An 18,333-nucleotide genomic window follows, 5' to 3' on the forward strand; every position below is an offset into this window, starting at 1 on the left:
TCACGAGTGTAGCGCCGCTGCAGGGTGTGGTTCGCCCGCACCGCGGCTGGGGCGTGCGAAGACCGCCCGGGTGCGCTCGGCCCAGGCCTCGTTCCACAACCCTGGCTGGACGGGGTGTTCCACGCTGCGGGCGGCTTGCTGCAGCGCCCGCCAATAGGCGTCCAGGCGTGCCGGTACCGGCACCGGCGGCACGGCTTCGGCCGGGAAATACCGCGGCGGCGCACCCGTGGCAACGGCCAGCGCGTCGTGGCACAGCAGCATGAACACCTGCAGTTGTCGCGCCAGCGGCCACTCGGCCATGGCCGATGCGTCGCCTTGGGCCAGCCGCCGCGGCAGGGCGGCCCACAGCGCGTCGGTCAAGCCCAAACGCACCCAGGCCAGCGCCTCCTGCGGGCGTGCGCCTGCAGCACGCCAGCAAGCCGCCACGTCGGCGGCGCTCGCATCGGGCCGCTCGGCCGCCGCCACCTGCTGCAGCCAAGCCTGCCCCTCGGACTCGGTGGGCCAGGCCATGGTGTGCGACTGGCAACGGCTGCCGATGGTGGGCAGCAGCAGGTGCGCCGCCTCTGTTGCCAGGATGAAGCGCACCCGCCCCGGCGGCTCCTCCAGCGTTTTGAGCAGGGTGTTGGCCGATTCCGGGTTGAGGCGCTCGGCCGGGTGGATCAGCACCACCTTGCCCTGCCCCCGCGCCTGCGTCACCTGCGTGAAGGCCACCGCGGCCCGCGTGGCCTCCACGCGTATCTGGCGGCTGGGTTTGATCTCTTTGCGCTCGAGGCGCTCCTGCGTCAGCGCATCCAGTGGCCACCCCAGTTCCAGCGCCTGTTGCTCGGGCATGAGCACGAACAGGTCGGCGTGCGTGCGCACCTCCACCGCATGGCACGACGAACACGTGCCGCAGGCGCCGTCGGGCCCCGGCTGCTCGCACAGCCAGGTGCGCGCCAGCGCCAGCGCCAGGTCATACTGCCCCAGGCCCGCCGGCCCGGCGAGCAGGACCGCATGCCCCTGCAAGCGCAGCACATCGCGCAGCTGACGTTGCAACCACGGCGCCAGGCTCATGGCAACCACCCCCGCTGGCGGCAGGCATCTTGCACCTGCTGCCACACCGCGGGCACGTCCAGCGCCGCGTCGATGCGCACGATGCGCTGCGGCGCCTCCTGCGCGCGCTGCGCGTAGCCAGCGGCCACGCGTTCGAAAAACGCTTGCGGCTCGGATTCGAACTTGTCGGGCGCACGGGCGCCCGCCAGGCGCGCGGCGGCCACCGCCGGTGGCACATCGAACCAAAGGGTCATGTCGGGCTGCCGCCAGCCCGACGGCGTGGTCTGGACCCAGCCCTCGAGCGTGCGCAGGATGCCCAGATCGAAACCGCGCCCGTGGCCCTGGTAGGCAAAGGTGGCATCGGTGAAGCGGTCGCACAGCACCACGCCCCCCGCCAGCAGAGCGGGCTCGATCACGCGGACCAGATGGTCGCGCCGCGCGGCAAACATCAACAGCGCCTCGGTCAGCGCATCCATGCCCGTGTGCAGCAGACACGCCCGCAGCTCCTCGGCCAGCGGCGTGCCGCCGGGCTCGCGCGTCACCGTGACCGCGTAGCCCTGGTGGCGCAGCGCATCCGCCAGGGCGGTGATGTGGGTGGACTTCCCTGCCCCATCGATGCCCTCGAAGGTGATGAACAGACCAGTGGCAGGAGGCGCGACGACACTCATGGCCGCTGATGGTACACGGCTGCACCCTCCGGGCACGGGCGCTGGTGGGTGGTCCACACCTGCGCCTCCACCGCCAACCCCGAATCGGGCAACCGCCTGTGGGGCCAGACGCGCCTGACCACGGGGCCGGCGGGCGCAAACCCCAAAGCGCTGAGCCGCTCGGCGTTGGCCAGAGGCGTCGCCGCGTCGACGAGCACGATGGCGCAGATGCGGGTGCCCTCCCACACCGGCGGGGCACTTTCGCGGTACAGCACCCGGCGCCCGCGCTGCCCGTATGCCGCCAGCGCACCGGCAAGCTGGATGGGCCGCGCCACGACCACGGCATCATCCGGCCCCAGGCGGTCAACCCAGGCGGCCACCTCCCGCACGGGCAGGCGGTTGGGCGATGCCGTCCCATGCTGTGCCAGCCACCAAGGCCGCCACAGCAGCAGGGCCAAACCGGTTATCACCAACGCGGCCGCCGTGGCCTGGATAACCCCAGAACGGCGCTCGATGGCCGGCGCAGCCCACGCTGCCAGCAGCGCCAGCAGCGGTGCGGCCAGGGGCATGATCCAACGCTCCCGCACGTCGGTGAGAAGGCCAGTGGCCACCATCGCCCCCATGGCGCTAACCACCACCGCGGCGTAAAGGAACGCATACCGCCCCCAAGGCGGTAGCGTGCTTGCAGACACCGGCGCCCTGGCCATTTGACAGGGCCAGCGGCGGGTCAGTCCCCACAGAAGGGCCAGCGGCAACCCCAGGTGGGCGATCCATGCCACCACCAGCTCGACGGTGCCGTGCCACGGGCCGTGCGCCACACCGGAGAGCATTTTTTCGGCAATGGGTGCCTGGACCGTATCCCAGTTGCGCATCACGACACTGGCGTGCCACGCGAGCGGGACCAGACCCGGCGCCATCCACGCGAGGCCCCGCACCCAGGGCATCACGGTATGGCGACCCTGGCCGACCGACCCTGCCAGCGCCGACCGCCGTGCGGCCACGAGCGCCAACAGGCCGCAAGCACCCACGGCCATGGCGGTGTTGTACTTCGACATCAGCGCAGCCGTGATCGCGATCCCCAGTGCCAGCCAGCGTGTCGGGCGCATCGCCGCGGCGTCGCCCCGCAACAAGGGCGCACCGGCGGCCAGTGCACCCACAACGCTTGCGGTCGCCAGCAGGCTGTGGGTCAGGGTACGGGGGCCATCCCACAGCAGCAGGGCTGGCGTCAGTGCCCACCAGCCGGCGGCTGCCGCCGCGCGTGGGCGGTGCGTCAACTGTTCCACGACACTCGCCGTGCCCACACCGATGGTGCACAGCGCGGCGACTTTGACCACCATCACCGCCTGCAACGCGCTCAGCGGCAACACGCCACACAAGCCCGCGACCAGCCACTCGAACAAGGGCGGTTGCGCACCGTACAGGGGCAGCAGCGCTTGGCGATGCAGCACTTGCTCGGCTTCATCGAACTCCAATGCGGGCGTCACGACCAGCCGGCCAACGGCCCACAGCCCGTACACCAGGGCCAACAGCGCCCCCCAACGCCACCGGTCGCGCTTCATCGATTGCCTTGATACCGCCGCACCGCCCGGTTGTGTTCCTCGAGGGTGTGGCTGAACGCGCTCGAGCCGTCGCCGCGCGCCACGAAGTACAGCGCCCGACTGGCGGCCGGCTGGACCACCGCCTGCAACGACGCCCAGCCCGGTAGGGCGATCGGCGTCGGGGGCAAGCCGGCGCGGGTGTAGGTGTTGTACGGCGTGTCGGTCAGCAGATCACGACGGCGCAGATTGCCGTCAAACGCTTCGCCCAGGCCGTAGATGACGGTCGGGTCGGTCTGCAGCCGCATGCCGATGCGCAGCCGGTTGAGAAACACCGCCGCCACCAGCGGCCGATCGGCTTCAAGCCCGGTTTCCTTTTCCACGATGCTGGCCAGGATCAACAACTCGTCGGGCGAACGCAGCGGCAGACCCGGTTGCCGCTGTGACCACGCCTGCGCCAGGCGCGCGTCCATCGCGGCGGCGGCCTGCCGCAGCACGCGCGAGGCCGGCGAACGCTTGGGGTACAGGTAGGTGTCCGGGAAAAACCGCCCTTCCGCATGCGCCGCGGCCAGGCCCAGGTGGCGGGCCAGTGCCACCGGATCGTGGCCGGGGGGCAGATCGTCGATCAAATCGTCCGCCCCCCGCACCGCTTGCAGCACCTGACGGATGTTCCACCCCTCGACCAACGTCAGCCGCCGCAGCGCCTGCTCCCCCCGCACCAGCTTGTCCAGCAGCTGGACCGGGGTGGTGCCCGGCGCGATCTCGTAACTGCCGGCCTTGAGCGCGCGCGCCTGCCCCGAGAGCCGAAACCACGCAAACAAGGCCAGCGCCGGGGCCTCCACCCCAGACGCCACCAGCGCATCGGCGACCTGGGCGGCCGACATCCCCGGCTCGATCACCACGTCGATGACCGGTTGGCCCTGCAGCCGCAACGGCAACGGGCGGTGCAGCCAGACCGCCACCGCGGTGGCGGCTGCCACCAGCAGCAGCGCCGCCAGCAGGGGCCAGCGCCAAACAGCGGAATGCGGGGGTTGCGGCACGGGTCTTTGTGGGGCCGCCATACGCGGCCCCAGGGGTGCGGGACAATATGGGCCACGATGATAGTCGCAACCGCTGCCACGCCATGAATCGCATCGACACCCCACACACCACCGATGGGCCGACCTTGCACGGGATATGCCGCCTGGATGACTGGGGCGTGCTCAGCGCCCAGGGCGACGATACGGCCGCCTTCTTGCACGGCCAGTTGACACAAGATTTTTTGCTGCAGCGCGATGCCGAGGCGCGCCTGGCCGCCTACTGCACGCCCAAGGGCCGGATGTTGTTCAGCGCCATCGGCGTGCGGCGCGACGGCGCGATCTTGTTGTGTGCGCCGCGCGAGCGCATCGCCCCCACGCTCAAGCGCCTGTCGATGTTCGTGCTGCGGGCCAAGGTTCGGCTTGCCGACGCCACCGCGGATTGGGCACTGTGGGGGTGCGCCGGCGCTGCCGTGCCATCCGCCCTGCCTGCCGCGACGTGGTCGGTCTGGCACGACGGTGTACGCACCTGGGTGCGGCTGCCGCCTGGCGCGGGCACCGCACGTGCGCTGCTGCTGCAGCCCGCCGCCGAAGCCGCGCCGCAGGGCGCAGGCTTGGCGCTGCCCCATTGGCACTGGCTGGAGGTGATGAGCGGCGTCGCCCCCATCACGGAGCCGGTGGTGGAGGCGTTCGTTCCCCAGATGCTCAATTACGAATCCGTGGGCGGCGTCAACTTCAAAAAAGGCTGCTACCCGGGGCAGGAGGTGGTGGCGCGCAGCCAGTTTCGCGGCACGCTCAAGCGCCGCGCGTTTTTGGTCCACGCCGACGCGCCGCTGACCGCGGGGCAAGCGGTGTTTCACGCCAGCGACCCCGAGCAGCCCGTGGGCATGGTGGCCCATGCCGCCCCCCACCCGGCCCACGGGTGGGACGCCATCGTGTCCATGCAAACCAGCGCCGCCGACGGTCAGGCGCTGACCGTCGGTGCACCGGATGGCCCCGTGCTGCGCCTGCAACCCCTGCCCTACGAGCTGCTGCAGGACATCTGACGCCATGTGCCTGATTGCCTGGGCGGTGCAACAGGCCCCGGCTGCCCCCTTGTGGGTGGCCGCCAACCGCGACGAGGCATGGGAGCGCCCCACCCTGCCGTTGCATGCCTGGACCCTCCCCGACGGAATCCAGGTCTGGAGTGGGCGCGATGCCCGCGCCGGCGGCGCCTGGCTGGCTTTTGGGGCGACGGGCCGGGTGGCGATGCTGACCAACGTGCGTGCCTGGCCACCCGAGCCGCCGCGCGCGCGCAGCCGCGGCGAGCTGGTGACCCGTTGGCTCCAACGCGATGCGCCGCTCGATGGGGCCGCGTTCGCCGCCGCGCACGACGCCCGCGACTACAACGGCTGCAACCTGGTCCTGGGCGATGTGCGGCGCGGCCACTGGGCCTGGCTGACCAATCGGGATCCCGCGCGGCACACCGCCGACAGCGTATCAGCCAAACGCGTCCAGGGCTGGTGGATACGCGCGCTGCCCCCGGGGCTGTATGGCCTGTCCAACGCCGCGCTCGACACCCCGTGGCCCAAGCTGCTGCGCCTCAAGGCCGCGTTGGGTGCAGCCTTGCACGCCCCCGACCATGACGCCGCGACCGCGGCGCTGTGGGGGACGTTGCGCTCCCATGTGCCGGCGGCCGACGCCACCGAGCACCTGACGTCCAGCCCCTATGTGCACCTGCCCCAGCGCCGCTACGGCACCCGCAGCAGCCTGGTTGCGCGCTGGGATGGCGCCGGTGCCCTCACGCTGACCGAGTGGACCTACCCCAGCCCGCAGGGGCCGCAGGCAGCCGAGCAGGCCGATCAGAGGCGGATTTCCATCGCCTGGTGCGCAATGCCCACCTCGTCGTAGGGCTCGCCCACCCGCCGCCAGCCCAGACGCTCGTAAAAGCCCACGGCGGTGCGCTGCGCGCTCAGGCGCAGGGTGTGGTCGCCGCGTGCGCGCGCGGCGTCCACCAACGCCTGCAGCACGCGTGCCCCCACGCCACTGCCCCGCAGCACCCGGTGCACGGCCATGCGGCCGATCTTGCCCACCCCCGGCTCGGCCGTGAGCAACCGCCCCGTACCGACCGCCTGCCCCAGGTGGTTGTACGCCACCGCGTGCAGCGCGCTGGCATCGGCCGCGTCCCACTCTTCCGATTCCGGGATGCCCTGCTCGTCGACGAACACCGCGCGCCGCAGCGGCGCGGCATCGCGCTCCAGGGTGTGCCACGGGCCGGTGACGACGCGCAGCACCTCCTGGCCAGCCTCGTAGCGCTGCACCAGCTCGCGCAGCGCCGCCGGCACCGGGCGCGAGGTCTGCGTGGCCGGATCGGCAAACACATAGACGATCTCCGCCCCCACCAACGCGCGCTCGCCCAGGAACAGCGCACCGGTCATCGTCATCGACGAGTTGCCGATGCGCTCGCAGCGCAGCGCCACGTCCACCTGGTCATCCATGCGCGCGCTGGCGGCAAACTCCAGGGTGGCTTTTTTGACGTAGAGCTCGCCACCCAGCTGGTGCATCGCCTCGGCATAGGGCAGGCCCAGCGCGCGCCAGTACTCGGTGATGCCGACGTCGAAATACATCAGGTAGTGGGCGTTGAACACGATGCCCTGCATGTCCACCTCCGACCAGCGCACGCGCAGGCGGTGGAAGCAGCGGAATTCATGGCGTTTCATGGCGGGATTTGGGACAATGATGGGTTTTTGGACGACACGGCCCGATTATGTTGCCCCACCAGCTCGAACTCCTGTCACCGGCGCGCGACGCCGACATCGGCATCGAAGCGGTCAACCACGGGGCGGATGCGGTCTACATCGGCGGCCCGGGCTTTGGAGCGCGCGCCAACGCCGCCAATCCGGTGCGCGACATCGAACGGCTGGTGCGCCACGCGCACCGCTACCACGCCCGGGTTTTCGTCACGCTCAACACCATCTTGCGCGACGACGAGCTCGAGCCCGCACGGCGCCTCATCCACGAGCTGTACGACATCGGCGTGGACGCGCTGATCGTGCAGGACATGGGACTGCTGGAGCTGGACCTGCCCCCCATCCAGTTGCATGCCAGCACCCAATGCGACATTCGCACCCCGCAGAAAGCGCGGTTTTTGCAGGATGTGGGCTTTTCCCAGGTGGTGCTGGCACGGGAGCTGACGCTGGAGCAGATCGCCGCGGTCGATGCGGCGCTGGGGCCGCGCGCTGCGCCCGGGCGAGCGGTGCTGGAGTTCTTCATCCACGGCGCACTGTGCGTGGCCTACAGCGGCCAGTGCTACATCAGCCATGCGCACACGGGCCGCAGCGCCAACCGCGGCGACTGCTCGCAGGCCTGCCGCCTGCCCTACGAAGTGCGCGACGCGCAAGGGCGCATCCTCGCCCACGACAAGCACGTGTTGTCCATGAAGGACAACAACCAAAGCGCCAACCTGCGCGCGCTCATCGACGCCGGCGTGCGCAGCTTCAAGATCGAGGGCCGCTACAAGGACATGGGCTACGTGAAAAACATCACCGCCCACTACCGCCGGCTGCTCGACGAGATCTTGGAGGAGCGGCCGGCATTGGCGGCCTCCTCCAGCGGCCGCTGCACCTACACGTTCACGCCGGATCCGGACCAGAACTTCAACCGCGCGTTCACCGATTACTTCGTGAACGGTCGGCAGATCGACATCGGTGCCTTCGACAGCCCCAAGAACCCCGGCCGCCCGATCGGCTGGGTGGTGCGCACGACCGCGGACCATGTCGAGATCGAAACCCACGACCCCGCCACCGCATTGGCCAACGGCGACGGCCTGTGTTACCTGGACCTGCAGCACAACCTGATCGGTCTGCAGACCAACCGGGTCGAGCGGCTGGGGCCGGGAGCGGAAGGGGGCATGCGCTGGCGCATCCATCCCAAGGATGCGATGGCGAGCCTCAAGGACCTGCGCCCGGGCACGGTGGTCAACCGCAACCGCAGCATGGCCTGGGTGCGGGCACTGGAGCGGCCCTCGGCCGAGCGGCGCATCGACCTGTGGATGCGTCTGGCGGCGCACGGGGACGGCCTGCGCCTGTCGCTCACCGATGCGGATGGCTGCACGGGCAGCGCCGACCTGGACGGCCCGCTGGAGCCCGCTCGCGACGCAGAGGTCAACGCCGCCCGCCTGGCCGAAGGGCTCAAGCGGCTGGGCGACACCGTGTTTCAGGCGGTCTCGGTCGATGTTGCGGCAGCAGCGCCGTGGTTCGTGCCGGCGTCGCGCCTCAACGCGCTGCGCCGCGAGGCGGTGGCAGCCCTGATGGCCGCGCGCGAGGCCGCCCGTGTGCGGCCGGTCCGTGCGCCGGCCGTGCAGCCGCCCGTGCCCTACCCCGACGATGTGCTGACCTACCTGGGCAACGTCTACAACCACAAGGCGCGTGACTTTTATGCCCGCCACGGCGTGCGTGTGATCGCTGCCGCCTACGAAAGCCATGAAGAGCCGGGCGAGGTCAGCCTGATGATCACCAAGCACTGCGTGCGCTACAGCCTGAGCCTGTGCCCCAAACAGGCCAAGGGCGTAACGGGCGTGCAGGGGACGATCCGCGCCGAACCGCTGGTGCTGGTGCACGGCGACGAAAAACTCACCCTGCGCTTTGACTGCAAGCCGTGCGAGATGCACGTCGTCGGGCGCTTGAAGCGCCACGTGGTGCGCGAGGCGCAGCGCCAGGCGCGCGAGGCGCCGCTGCGCTTTTATCGCACCCGACCCGCGCCGACGGCCCCCTGACGGCCGGGGGGCCTCGCGGTCAGACGTAACCCGCCACTGGCATGGGCGTGTGGCGCATGTGCAGCGCCAGCCCCAGGGCGGCCATGTGGTCGCCGTTGCGGCTCAGGATCGCCTGGGCCATGGGCAAAAACTCGGTCTCTTCGAAGCGGGCGTGGGCCCGGTACTGGGCGACCAGCGCTTCCAGGGCGGCGGTGTCCAGTTCGAACGACTGGCCTTTGGCCACTTTCTTGAGTCCGCCCTCCAGTCGCTTCCACAGCGTCTCCAGCGCGCGGTGCTCATCGGTCAGCCGCCGCACCAAGGCCTGGGTGCGATCGCGCTCCGCCCCGGCTTCGCTGCTGGCGATCACGGCCGGGAACAGCTCGCGCTCTTCATCCAGATGGTGCTCGAAGATGGCCTCGCGGAAGAACTCGACCGACTGCTCGGCCACCTCGCGCGCGCGGGCCGCCGGCTGCAACAGCGCCGGCAGCTCCGCCAGCCCGTCGAGCTTGCGCAGGATGCCGGCATGGCATTGCGAGAAATCTGCGATCGGCTGATCGACGGTGCTGGGCGCATCGGATCCGGACATGGCAACACCGTTTTGCAACATCACGATGTGGCCAGTCTAGCCGCTGGGCTGCCGCAAACCTTGACACGCATCAAGGTTCGGTCCACCGCTCAGGTGGACGCGGGGTTCGCGCTCAGCCGATCCAGCGCCGGGCGTTGCGGAACATGCGCATCCACGGGCTGTACGCTTCGATACCGCCGGTGGCACCGAGGTCGGTCCAGCTCATCTGCACGTTGCGGAACACCCGCTCCGGGTGCGGCATCATCGCCGTGAAGCGGCCGTCCGGCGTGGTGACTGCCGTGATGCCGCGGGGGCTGCCGTTGGGGTTGTAGGGATAGGCCTCGGTCGGCTGCCCGTGGTGGTCCACGTAGCGCATGGCCACCGCCACCGCCTCGATATGGCCGCGCTGGCCGAAGTTGGCGTAACCCTCGCCGTGCGCCACCGCAATGGGCAAGCGGCTGCCCGCCATGCCCTGGAAGAACAGGCTGGGCGAGTCGGTCACCTCCACCAGCGACAGCCGGGCCTCGAAGCGTTCGCTGACGTTGGTGGTGAAGCGCGGCCAGTGCTCGGCGCCGGGAATGATGGCGGCGAGCTCGGCAAACATCTGGCAGCCGTTGCACACGCCCAGCCCGAAGGTGTCCGGCCGCGCGAAGAAAGCGGCAAACTGCTCCGACAGCTCCGGATGGAAGGTGATGGAGCGCGCCCAGCCGATGCCGGCGCCCAGCGTGTCGCCGTAGCTGAAGCCGCCACAGGCCACCAGGCCGCTGAACGCTGCCAGCGTGGTGCGGCCACTGAGCAGGTCGGTCATGTGCACGTCCACCGCTTCGAAGCCGGCGCTGTCGAAGGCGTAGGCCATCTCGACATGCGAGTTGACGCCCTGCTCGCGCAGGATGGCCACACGCGGCCGCGCCAACTGCAGGTACGGCGCAGCCACGTCCTGCGCGGGATCGAACGTCAGCGCCACGTGCATGCCGGGGTCGTCGGCGCGGCCGGCCGCGGCGTGTTCGGCGTCGGCGCAGGCGGGGTTGTCGCGCAGCTGGCAGATCTTCCAGCTCACGCTGTCCCAGACCTGGTGCAAATCCTCCAGCCGGGCGCTGAAGATGCACTTGGCGTCGCGCCAGATTTGCAGCTCGCCCTTGCCCGCATCGATCGGGCTCGCGGCGGGGCGCGTCTTGCCGATGACATGGCTGCAGGCGGACAGCCCATGCGCGCGCAGGGTTTGCAGCACATGGTCGCGCTCGGCGCTGCGCGCCTGCAGCACGACGCCCAGCTCCTCGCTGAAGAGGGCCTTGAGGGTGAGCTCCTCCCGGCGCGCGCTGACCTGCGCGGCCCAGTTCTTGGCGTCGCCGTAGTCGGCGCGGCTGTCCTGGATGCCGTCGCTTTCGGTCACCAGCAAATCCACGTTGAGCGTGACGCCCACGTGGCCGGCGAAGGCCATCTCGGCCACACAGGCCAGCAGCCCGCCGTCGCTGCGGTCGTGGTAGGCCAGGATGAGGCCCTCGGCGCGCAGCGCATTGACGGCATCGACCAGCCGCACCAAATCCTGCGGCGCGTCCAGGTCGGGCACCGCGCCGCCCGGCTGGTCCAGCACCTGGGCCAGAATCGAGCCGCCCATGCGGTGGCGCCCGCGCCCCAGGTCGATCAGGATCAGCGTGGTGTCCTGCTGCGCGTCGAGCTGCGGCGTCAGCGTCCCCCGCACGTCCGGCAGGGTGGCAAACGCGCTCACGATCAGGCTCACCGGCGCCACCACGTTGCGGGTGTGGCCATCGGCGGTGCGCCACTGGGTGCGCATGGACAGGCTGTCCTTGCCCACCGGGATGCCGATGCCCAGCTGCGGGCACAGCTCCAGCCCCACCGCCTTGACCGTGTCGTAGAGCGCCGCATCTTCACCCGGCTCGCCACAGGCGGCCATCCAGTTGGCCGAGAGCTTGACGCGTGCCAGCTCGATGGGCGCGGCCAGCAGGTTGGTGATGGCCTCGGCCACCGCCATGCGGCCCGCTGCCGGGGCGTCCAGCGCGGCGATCGGCGTGCGCTCGCCCATGGCCATGGCCTCGCCCGCCAGGCCACGAAAGTCCGCCAACGTCACCGCGCAATCGGCCACCGGCACCTGCCACGGGCCCACCATCTGGTCGCGGTGGGTCAGCCCGCCCACCGTGCGGTCGCCAATCGTGATCAAAAAGCGCTTGGACGCCACGGTGGGGTGCGACAGCACGTCGATGACGGCCTGCTGCAACGTCACCCCGGTGCCGTCGAAGGGGGCAAAGCGGCGCGCGATGCGCGTGACCTCGCGCCGCATGCGCGGGGGCTTGCCCAGCAACACGTCCATCGGCATGTCCACCGGGCGGGCGTCGGCCGCGTCGCGCGCCTGCGCATCGGCCAGCACGAGCTGGCGCTCCTCGGTGGCCACGCCCACCACCGCAAACGGGCAGCGTTCGCGTTCGCACAGCGCGGCAAAACGCGGCAGCGCATCGGGGGCCAGGGCCAGCACGTAGCGCTCCTGGCTTTCGTTGCACCAGATTTCCTTGGGCGCCAGGCCGCTTTCTTCGAGCGGAATCGCACGCAGATCGAAACGCGCACCGCGCCCGGCGTCGTTGACCAACTCCGGAAACGCATTGGACAGCCCGCCGGCGCCGACGTCGTGGATGGCCAGGATGGGGTTGTCCGCCCCCAGCGCCCAGCAGTGGTTGATCACCTCCTGCGCGCGGCGCTGGATTTCGGGGTTGCCGCGCTGCACCGAGTCGAAGTCGAGCTCGGCCGCGTTGGCGCCGCTGGCCATGGAGCTGGCTGCCCCACCGCCCATCCCGATGCGCATGCCCGGCCCGCCCAGCTGCACCAGCAGCGTGCCGGCCGGGAACGTGATCTTGTGCGTGAGCGTGGCGTCGATCTGCCCCACCCCACCGGCGATCATGATGGGCTTGTGGTAGCCGCGCTCGAGCGCGTCCACGTCCGAAACGATGCGCTGCTCGTAGGCGCGGAAATACCCCAGCAGATTGGGACGGCCAAACTCGTTGTTGAACGCGGCCCCTCCCAAGGGGCCTTCGATCATGATCTGCAGCGGGCTGGCGATGTGGTGCGGCTTGCCCTCGGGCTGGTCGGACCAGCCATCCCACAGCCGCGACACGGAAAACCCCGTCAAACCCGCCTTGGGCCGCGCGCCGCGCCCCGTCGCCCCCTCGTCACGGATTTCGCCCCCGGCGCCCGTGGCCGCCCCCGGAAACGGCGAGATCGCCGTCGGGTGGTTGTGCGTCTCCACCTTCATCAGGATGTGGTGCTGGGCCTGGCTGCGCCGGTAGCTGGGGCTGCCCTGGCCATCGGGCACTGCCACGAAGCGTTCGACCGTGTGCCCCTCCATCACCGCGGCGTTGTCCGCATAGGCCACGACGGTGTGCTGCGGCGCCATGCGGTGCGTGTGGCGGATCATGCCAAACAGGGTGTGGGGCTGTTCCTCGCCGTCGATCACAAACTGGGCGTTGAAAATCTTGTGCCGACAGTGCTCGCTGTTGGCTTGGGCAAACATCATCAGCTCGACGTCGCTGGGGTTGCGGCCCAGGCGCCCAAACGCCTCCACCAGGTAGTCGATTTCATCGTCCGCCAGCGCCAGGCCCCAGGCGGTGTTGGCCTCTTGCAGCGCCGCGCGGCCGCGCCCGAGCACATCCACCCGCGCCATGGGCGGCGCGGCCAGCGGCGCAAACAGCGCGCCCGCATCGGCGGTGTCACGCAGCACGCTTTCGGTCATGCGGTCGTGCAACAGCGCCGCGCAGGCCTGCCACGCCGCTTCATCCAGCGCGGCCGGGCGGCCCAGCATCCCCGCCAGCGTCCCGGGTTGCACGGTCAACCAATACTCGATGACGCGCTCGACCCGGCGCGCGGCCAGCCCGCAGTTGCGCGCGATGTCGGTGGCCTTGGACGCCCAGGGTGAGACCGTGCCCAGACGCGGGGTGACGACCACGCGCACGCCCTGCGTCGGCCCGGCATAGGGCTCGCCGTAGGTCAGCAGCGCCGCCCAGCGCGCGCGCGCGGCGTCGTCCAGCGCCGCGTCGGTGGCCACCAGGTGCACGTAGCGCGCCGCGATGCCGGTGATGCGTGCATCGACGGCCTGCAGGCGTGGCAACAAACGGCGGGCACGAAAGTGACCCAGGGCATCCCCCCCGGGAAACGTGGACAGATGGATGGGGGTGTCGGATGCGGTCACGGCGGGCTGGACGAAGACGTAGAACAGCCGGCGATTTTATCCGCCCCCTTCGCGGTGGACCGGGCGGTCAATTAGGGTTTGCCCCGCTTGCTGGCCCCACAGCATGAAGTATCCTGCATGTTGACAAACGGCATCGTTCCCTACACCGAGGAGACACACCATGACCACCCGCCGCGTCGTTTTGACCCGCAGCGCCGCCGTGATCGGCGCCGCCTCCACCGGCCTGCTGCTGCCTTCGATCGTCCGCGCCCAGGCGGCGCGTGTGCGTGTGGGCTTCATGCTGCCCTACACCGGCACCTTCGCCCAACTGGGTGTGGCCATCGAAAACGGCGTGCGCATGGCGCTCGATGAGGCCGGTGGCAAGCTGGGCGGGCGCGACATCGACTTCGTCAAGGTCGACGACGAATCCAACCCGGCCAAGGGGGTGGAAAACGCCAACCGGCTCGTGCAGCGCGACAAGGTCGATGTCTTGATCGGCACGGTCCACTCCGGCGTGCAAATGGGCATCCACAAGGTCGCGCGCGAGTCGGGCGTGCTCAACCTGATCCCCAACGCGGGAATGCACGCGGCCACGCGCCAGCTGTGCGCCCCCAACGTGTTTCGCACCAGCTTCACCAACGCGCAGCCCACGCTGGCGCTGGGCAAACCGATGGTGGAGCGCGGCCACAAGCGCGCCGTGTGGATCACCTGGAACTACGCGGCCGGCGACGAGGCCTTCGAGGGCTTTGAGCAGAGCTACACCGCGGCCGGCGGCACCATCGTCAAAAAGCTCGGGCTGCCCTTCCCCAACGTCGAATTCCAAGCCCTGCTGACCGAAATCGCCGCGCTCAAGCCCGATGCGGTGGCGTGCTTCTTTGCCGGCGGCGGCGCCGCCAAGTTCCTGCGCGACTACGCGGCAGCGGGCCTCAACCGCAGCATCCAGCTCTATGGGTCGGGCTTCTTGACCGAAGGCGTGCTCGACGCCGCCGGGGATGCCGCCGAGGGCGTCATCACCACCATGCACTACAGCGACGCGCTGGACACCCCGCGCAACAAGCAGTTCCGCCTGAATTACGCCAAAACCTTCAAGATGCAGCCGGATGTGTACGCCGTGCAGGGCTACGACACCGGCTTGTTGCTGCTGCAGGGTGCCAAAGCGGTGGGGGGCGACTTCTCCAACAAAAAGGCACTCTACGCGGCGATGGAAGGCGCTGTCATCGACAGCCCGCGCGGGCAGTGGCGCATGAGCAAGGCGCACAACCCGATCCAGGACATCTACCTGCGCCAGGTCAAGGGCAAGGAAAACCGCGTGATCGGCATTGCCGCCAAGGCCGTCGAAGACCCGGGCACCGGCTGCCGCATGGGTTGAACGGGGATTGACGCGTCCATGGACCTGGCCAACTTCCTGATTCAGCTGCTCAACGGCGTCCAGTACGGCCTGCTGCTGTTCATGCTGGCAGCGGGCTTGACGCTGATTTTCGGCATCATGGGCGTGGTCAATCTGGCGCACGGCAGCTTCTACATGCTGGGCGCCTACCTGGCTTGGTGGTTGGTGGGGGCCATCGACAGCCTGCTGCTGGCCATCGTGCTGGGGGCGGCGCTCGCGTTCGTCCTGGGCTGGCTGCTGGAGTGGGGCTTGTTCCGACATCTGTACCAGCGCGACCACCTCGACCAGGTGCTGCTGACGTTCGGGTTGATTTACCTGTTCGAAGAAGCCCGCTCGCTGCTGTGGGGCGACGATGTGCACGCGGTGGCCGTGCCGCCGCTGCTCGAGGGTTCGATCGCGCTCACCGATACCCTGGCCTACCCGGTGTACCGCCTGTTCATCATGGGGTTGTGCGTGTTGCTGGCGCTGGGGCTGTACGTGCTGATCGCGCGCACACGGCTGGGCATGAAGATCCGTGCCGGCGCGTTCAACCGCGCGATGGCCGAGGCCTTGGGCATCAACATCCGGCTCGTGCACGGGGTGGTGTTTGCGCTGGGCGTTACCCTGGCGGTGGTCGCCGGCATGATGGCCGCCCCCCTGTCCAGCGTCTACCCCAACATGGGCGCCCCGGTGCTGATCATGTGCTTCGTCGTCGTGGTCATCGGCGGCATCGGCTCGGTGCGCGGCGCCTTCGTCGCGGCCCTGATGGTGGGGTTGGTGGACACCTTCGGCAAAGTGCTCGTGCCCCAGATCGCCAGCATGCTGATCTACATGTTGATGGCGGCCGTGCTGCTGTACCGGCCCGAAGGCCTGTTCAAACAATAACCCTCCCATGTCGATCGCCGCCCCCATCGAACGGCTGCCGCGCAGCCTGCAGCTCACGCTGGCCCTGGGCGCCGTCGCGCTCGCCGCCTTTCCCTGGCTGGGGCTGGAAAACGAGCGCTACTACCTGCAAATGCTCACCCAGATGATGATCCTAGCCATTTTGGCCATGAGCCTGGACCTGCTGCAAGGGGTGACCGGGCTGGTATCGCTGGGCCACGCCGCCTTCTTTGGCTTGGCCGGCTATGTGCTGGCGTTCGTGACGCCCTCGTCTGGCCCGCCCAGCCTGTGGTGGTCGCTGCCGGTGGCCGTGGGCGCGGCGGCGCTGGCGGCGCTGGTCATCGGATTTTTCGTCGTGCGCACCAAGGGCATTTACTTCATCATGGTGACCATGGCCTTTGCGCAGATGCTGTATTACCTGTTCTTTGACAACAAGGCGCTGGGGGGGGTCGGACGGCATCTACGTGCTGTTCAAGCCGTCCACCGGCTGGGGTGGGGACTGGCAGCCTCTCGACCTGGAAAACCCCGTGACCTTTTACTACCTGACGCTGGCATGCCTGGTGGGGGTGTATGCGTTTTTGCGCCGCTTGCTGTTTTCGCCGTTTGGGCGGGTGCTGGGGGGCATCCGGGTCAACGAACACCGCTTGCGCGCGGTGGGCTACCGCACGTTTGGCTACAAGCTCACCGCCTTTACGCTGGCCGGTGCGCTGGCGGGCCTGGCGGGCTACTTGTGGGCGGCGCAGACCGGATTCGTCAACCCCGAGCTGCTGGGTTTTCATCAAAGCGCGCACGCCATCATGATGGTCATCCTGGGCGGCATGGGCAATTTTGCCGGCGCCATCGTCGGCGCCTTTGCCTTTGAGTACCTGTTGCACGTCTTCAAAGACCTGACCAAGCACTGGCAGCTGCTCATGGGCGGCTTTATCGTGCTCGTGGTCTTTGTGGCCCCACGTGGCCTCATTGGCCTGGGGGACACGCTGCTGCAACGGCGGCGCCGCGCCCAAGCGCTGGTGGCCGAGTCGGTTCCCGGGGGGCATCATGGCTGAGGTGCTGCTCCAAGCCCATGAGCTCACCAAGCGCTTCGGTGGGCTGGCCGCCGTGGACCGCGTGTCGCTGACGCTGCAGCGCGATCGCCTGCACGCAGTCATCGGCCCCAACGGGGCGGGCAAGTCCACCCTGACCAACCTGCTGTCCGGCGATTTGCCCCCAACGTCCGGGCGCCTGGTGCTGGCCGGCCGCGACGTGACCGGCGCCCCGCCCGAGGCGATCGCGCGCCTGGGGTTGGGCCGCAGTTACCAAAAAACCAACATTTTTTTGCCCTTCACCGTGTGGGAGAACATCCGTCTGGCCGCCCAGGCGCGCACGCCATGTGCGGCGCGCTGGCTCGCCCGCGCCGACGGCATCGCCGCCATCAACCGGCGCGCCGAGCGCGCGCTCGAGCTCGCGGGCCTGACCGCACGCGCCCACCGCATCGCGGGCACCATCAGCCACGGCGAGCAGCGCCAGCTCGAAATCGCGATGACGCTGGCCACCGAGCCACAGGTGCTGCTGCTCGACGAGCCGCTGGCCGGCATGGGCACGGCCGAGGCCGAACGCATGATTGAGCTGCTGCAGACCCTCAAGCGCGGACACGCGCTGATGCTGGTCGAACACGACATGGACGCCGTCTTTGCCCTGGCCGACACCTTGACGGTGATGGTCAACGGCCAGGTGATCGCATCGGGGGAACCCGCGGCCGTGCGCGCCGACGCCGGCGTGCAGGCCGCCTACTTGGGGGAGGACGCGTGAGCGCCGAGACGCTGATCGAAACACACGGCCTGCACACCCACTACGGGGCCAGCCACATCCTGCACGGCATCGATTTTCGTGTGCGACGCGGCGAAACCATCGGCCTGATGGGGCGCAACGGCATGGGCAAGTCCACCCTGCTCAAAACCCTTGTGGGGCTGGTGCGCCCCAGCGACGGGGAGGTGCGTGTCAGGGGCCGCCCCACGCGCGGGCTGGCCACGTTCGAGGTGGCGCGGCTGGGCGTGGCCTATGTGCCGGAAGGGCGCGGCATCTTTGGCAACCTGAGCGTGCGCGAAAACCTGATCATGGCGGCCCGGCCCGGGGTCGATGGCCGCCGCGACTGGACCTACGAGCGGGTGCTGGAAACCTTTCCCCGCCTGGCCGAGCGGCTCGGACCACAGTTGTGTATCGTTCTTTCTGTAAATTCCATTTTGCCGGTTGTCTGCTGGGCGGGGATCTCCGGCGCTACGCGCCTACGCTCCCCGCCCAGCAGACAGCGCGAGGGTGGGTCTGACGCCATGACTTCGAGAAAGGAGTGTAACCCTCATGGCAATACGAGTCGAAACCAACCCCTTGGAAGCCGCTTATGCGATCTTGCT

Annotated in this window: 14 protein-coding genes and 1 pseudogene; 8 read left to right on the plus strand and 7 right to left on the minus strand. The window is 69.4% G+C overall.

The genetic code is table 11. The features are described from left to right. Genes Tther_RS08185 through mltG form a run of 4 tightly spaced genes read right to left on the minus strand, consistent with a single transcriptional unit; the run spans position 1 to position 4,275 of the window. Entirely contained in the window at positions 1-1,053 is a 1,053-nt protein-coding gene (locus Tther_RS08185; RefSeq protein WP_342781766.1) for a DNA polymerase III subunit delta', read from the minus strand. Further along, on the minus strand, positions 1,050-1,700 hold the full coding sequence (gene tmk / locus Tther_RS08190; protein ID WP_143902760.1) for a dTMP kinase: 651 nt from the start codon (positions 1,698-1,700) through the stop codon (positions 1,050-1,052). The genes Tther_RS08185 and tmk overlap by 4 nt, the downstream gene beginning before the upstream one ends. Then, positions 1,697-3,238, minus strand: coding sequence for a hypothetical protein (locus Tther_RS08195; RefSeq protein WP_143902762.1), 1,542 nt, complete (start codon positions 3,236-3,238; stop codon positions 1,697-1,699). The genes tmk and Tther_RS08195 overlap by 4 nt, the downstream gene beginning before the upstream one ends. After that, entirely contained in the window at positions 3,235-4,275 is a 1,041-nt protein-coding gene (gene mltG, locus Tther_RS08200) for an endolytic transglycosylase MltG (RefSeq protein WP_143902764.1), read from the minus strand. The genes Tther_RS08195 and mltG overlap by 4 nt, the downstream gene beginning before the upstream one ends. Before the next feature lie 62 nt (positions 4,276-4,337). Here mltG and ygfZ point away from each other — a divergent pair, with 62 nt between their 5' ends. After that, complete coding sequence (ygfZ, locus tag Tther_RS08205; RefSeq protein ID WP_143902766.1) at positions 4,338-5,276, plus strand: CAF17-like 4Fe-4S cluster assembly/insertion protein YgfZ; 939 nt, start codon at positions 4,338-4,340, stop codon at positions 5,274-5,276. Positions 5,277-5,280: 4 nt separating this feature from the next. Continuing rightward, entirely contained in the window at positions 5,281-6,120 is an 840-nt protein-coding gene (locus tag Tther_RS08210) for an NRDE family protein (RefSeq protein WP_185975039.1), read from the plus strand. On the opposite strand, the gene Tther_RS08215 is transcribed toward Tther_RS08210, so the two are convergent. Next, positions 6,072-6,929, minus strand: coding sequence for a YbgC/FadM family acyl-CoA thioesterase (locus Tther_RS08215; protein WP_143902770.1), 858 nt, complete (start codon positions 6,927-6,929; stop codon positions 6,072-6,074). The two genes, Tther_RS08210 and Tther_RS08215, sit on opposite strands and share 49 nt — an antisense overlap. Positions 6,930-6,976: 47 nt before the next feature. On the opposite strand from Tther_RS08215, the gene Tther_RS08220 reads away from it, so the two are divergent. Beyond that, positions 6,977-8,983: a peptidase U32 family protein gene (locus tag Tther_RS08220; RefSeq protein WP_143902772.1), complete on the plus strand. Its 2,007-nt coding sequence runs from the start codon at positions 6,977-6,979 to the stop codon at positions 8,981-8,983. 19 nt (positions 8,984-9,002) lie between these two features. Here Tther_RS08220 and Tther_RS08225 read toward each other — a convergent pair whose 3' ends face one another. Further along, entirely contained in the window at positions 9,003-9,548 is a 546-nt protein-coding gene (locus Tther_RS08225; protein ID WP_143902774.1) for a hemerythrin domain-containing protein, read from the minus strand. A gap of 112 nt (positions 9,549-9,660) precedes the next feature. Next, complete coding sequence (gene purL, locus Tther_RS08230) at positions 9,661-13,719, minus strand: phosphoribosylformylglycinamidine synthase (RefSeq protein ID WP_185975040.1); 4,059 nt, start codon at positions 13,717-13,719, stop codon at positions 9,661-9,663. Between the two features lie 160 nt (positions 13,720-13,879). Between purL and Tther_RS08235 the strand changes: the two genes are divergently transcribed. From Tther_RS08235 to Tther_RS08255, 5 genes and pseudogenes are all read left to right on the plus strand, one after another. Next, positions 13,880-15,067 carry an ABC transporter substrate-binding protein gene (locus tag Tther_RS08235; protein WP_143902776.1) on the plus strand — a complete coding sequence of 396 codons (1,188 nt, stop codon included), beginning with the start codon at positions 13,880-13,882 and terminating at the stop codon, positions 15,065-15,067. 18 nt (positions 15,068-15,085) lie between these two features. Continuing rightward, entirely contained in the window at positions 15,086-15,949 is an 864-nt protein-coding gene (locus tag Tther_RS08240; protein WP_143902778.1) for a branched-chain amino acid ABC transporter permease, read from the plus strand. Between the two features lie 7 nt (positions 15,950-15,956). Further along, positions 15,957-16,992, plus strand: a pseudogene (locus Tther_RS08245) (branched-chain amino acid ABC transporter permease). After that, positions 16,985-17,734: an ABC transporter ATP-binding protein gene (locus Tther_RS08250; protein ID WP_143902782.1), complete on the plus strand. Its 750-nt coding sequence runs from the start codon at positions 16,985-16,987 to the stop codon at positions 17,732-17,734. The pseudogene Tther_RS08245 and the gene Tther_RS08250 overlap by 8 nt, the downstream one beginning before the upstream one ends. Then, on the plus strand, positions 17,731-18,333 hold a 603-nt coding region (locus Tther_RS08255), incomplete at its 3' end, for an ABC transporter ATP-binding protein (RefSeq protein WP_143902784.1). The genes Tther_RS08250 and Tther_RS08255, both read left to right, overlap by 4 nt.

The organism is Tepidimonas thermarum (genome assembly GCF_007556705.1).
Taxonomy (GTDB): domain Bacteria; phylum Pseudomonadota; class Gammaproteobacteria; order Burkholderiales; family Burkholderiaceae_C; genus Tepidimonas; species Tepidimonas thermarum.

Bases quoted from the DNA above. Each gene is read 5' to 3' on its own strand.
- Tther_RS08210 (WP_185975039.1), top strand. From the start codon at position 5,281: ATGTGCCTGATTGCCTGGGCGGTGCAACAGGCCCCGGCTGCCCCCTTG.
- Tther_RS08235 (WP_143902776.1), top strand. From the start codon at position 13,880: ATGACCACCCGCCGCGTCGTTTTGACCCGCAGCGCCGCCGTGATCGGC.
- Tther_RS08240 (WP_143902778.1), top strand. From the start codon at position 15,086: ATGGACCTGGCCAACTTCCTGATTCAGCTGCTCAACGGCGTCCAGTAC.
- Tther_RS08195 (WP_143902762.1), bottom strand. From the start codon at position 3,238: ATGAAGCGCGACCGGTGGCGTTGGGGGGCGCTGTTGGCCCTGGTGTAC.
- Tther_RS08250 (WP_143902782.1), top strand. From the start codon at position 16,985: ATGGCTGAGGTGCTGCTCCAAGCCCATGAGCTCACCAAGCGCTTCGGT.
- mltG (WP_143902764.1), bottom strand. From the start codon at position 4,275: ATGGCGGCCCCACAAAGACCCGTGCCGCAACCCCCGCATTCCGCTGTT.
- Tther_RS08185 (WP_342781766.1), bottom strand. From the start codon at position 1,053: ATGAGCCTGGCGCCGTGGTTGCAACGTCAGCTGCGCGATGTGCTGCGC.
- Tther_RS08215 (WP_143902770.1), bottom strand. From the start codon at position 6,929: ATGAAACGCCATGAATTCCGCTGCTTCCACCGCCTGCGCGTGCGCTGG.
- Tther_RS08220 (WP_143902772.1), top strand. From the start codon at position 6,977: ATGTTGCCCCACCAGCTCGAACTCCTGTCACCGGCGCGCGACGCCGAC.
- tmk (WP_143902760.1), bottom strand. From the start codon at position 1,700: ATGAGTGTCGTCGCGCCTCCTGCCACTGGTCTGTTCATCACCTTCGAG.
- Tther_RS08225 (WP_143902774.1), bottom strand. From the start codon at position 9,548: ATGTCCGGATCCGATGCGCCCAGCACCGTCGATCAGCCGATCGCAGAT.
- ygfZ (WP_143902766.1), top strand. From the start codon at position 4,338: ATGAATCGCATCGACACCCCACACACCACCGATGGGCCGACCTTGCAC.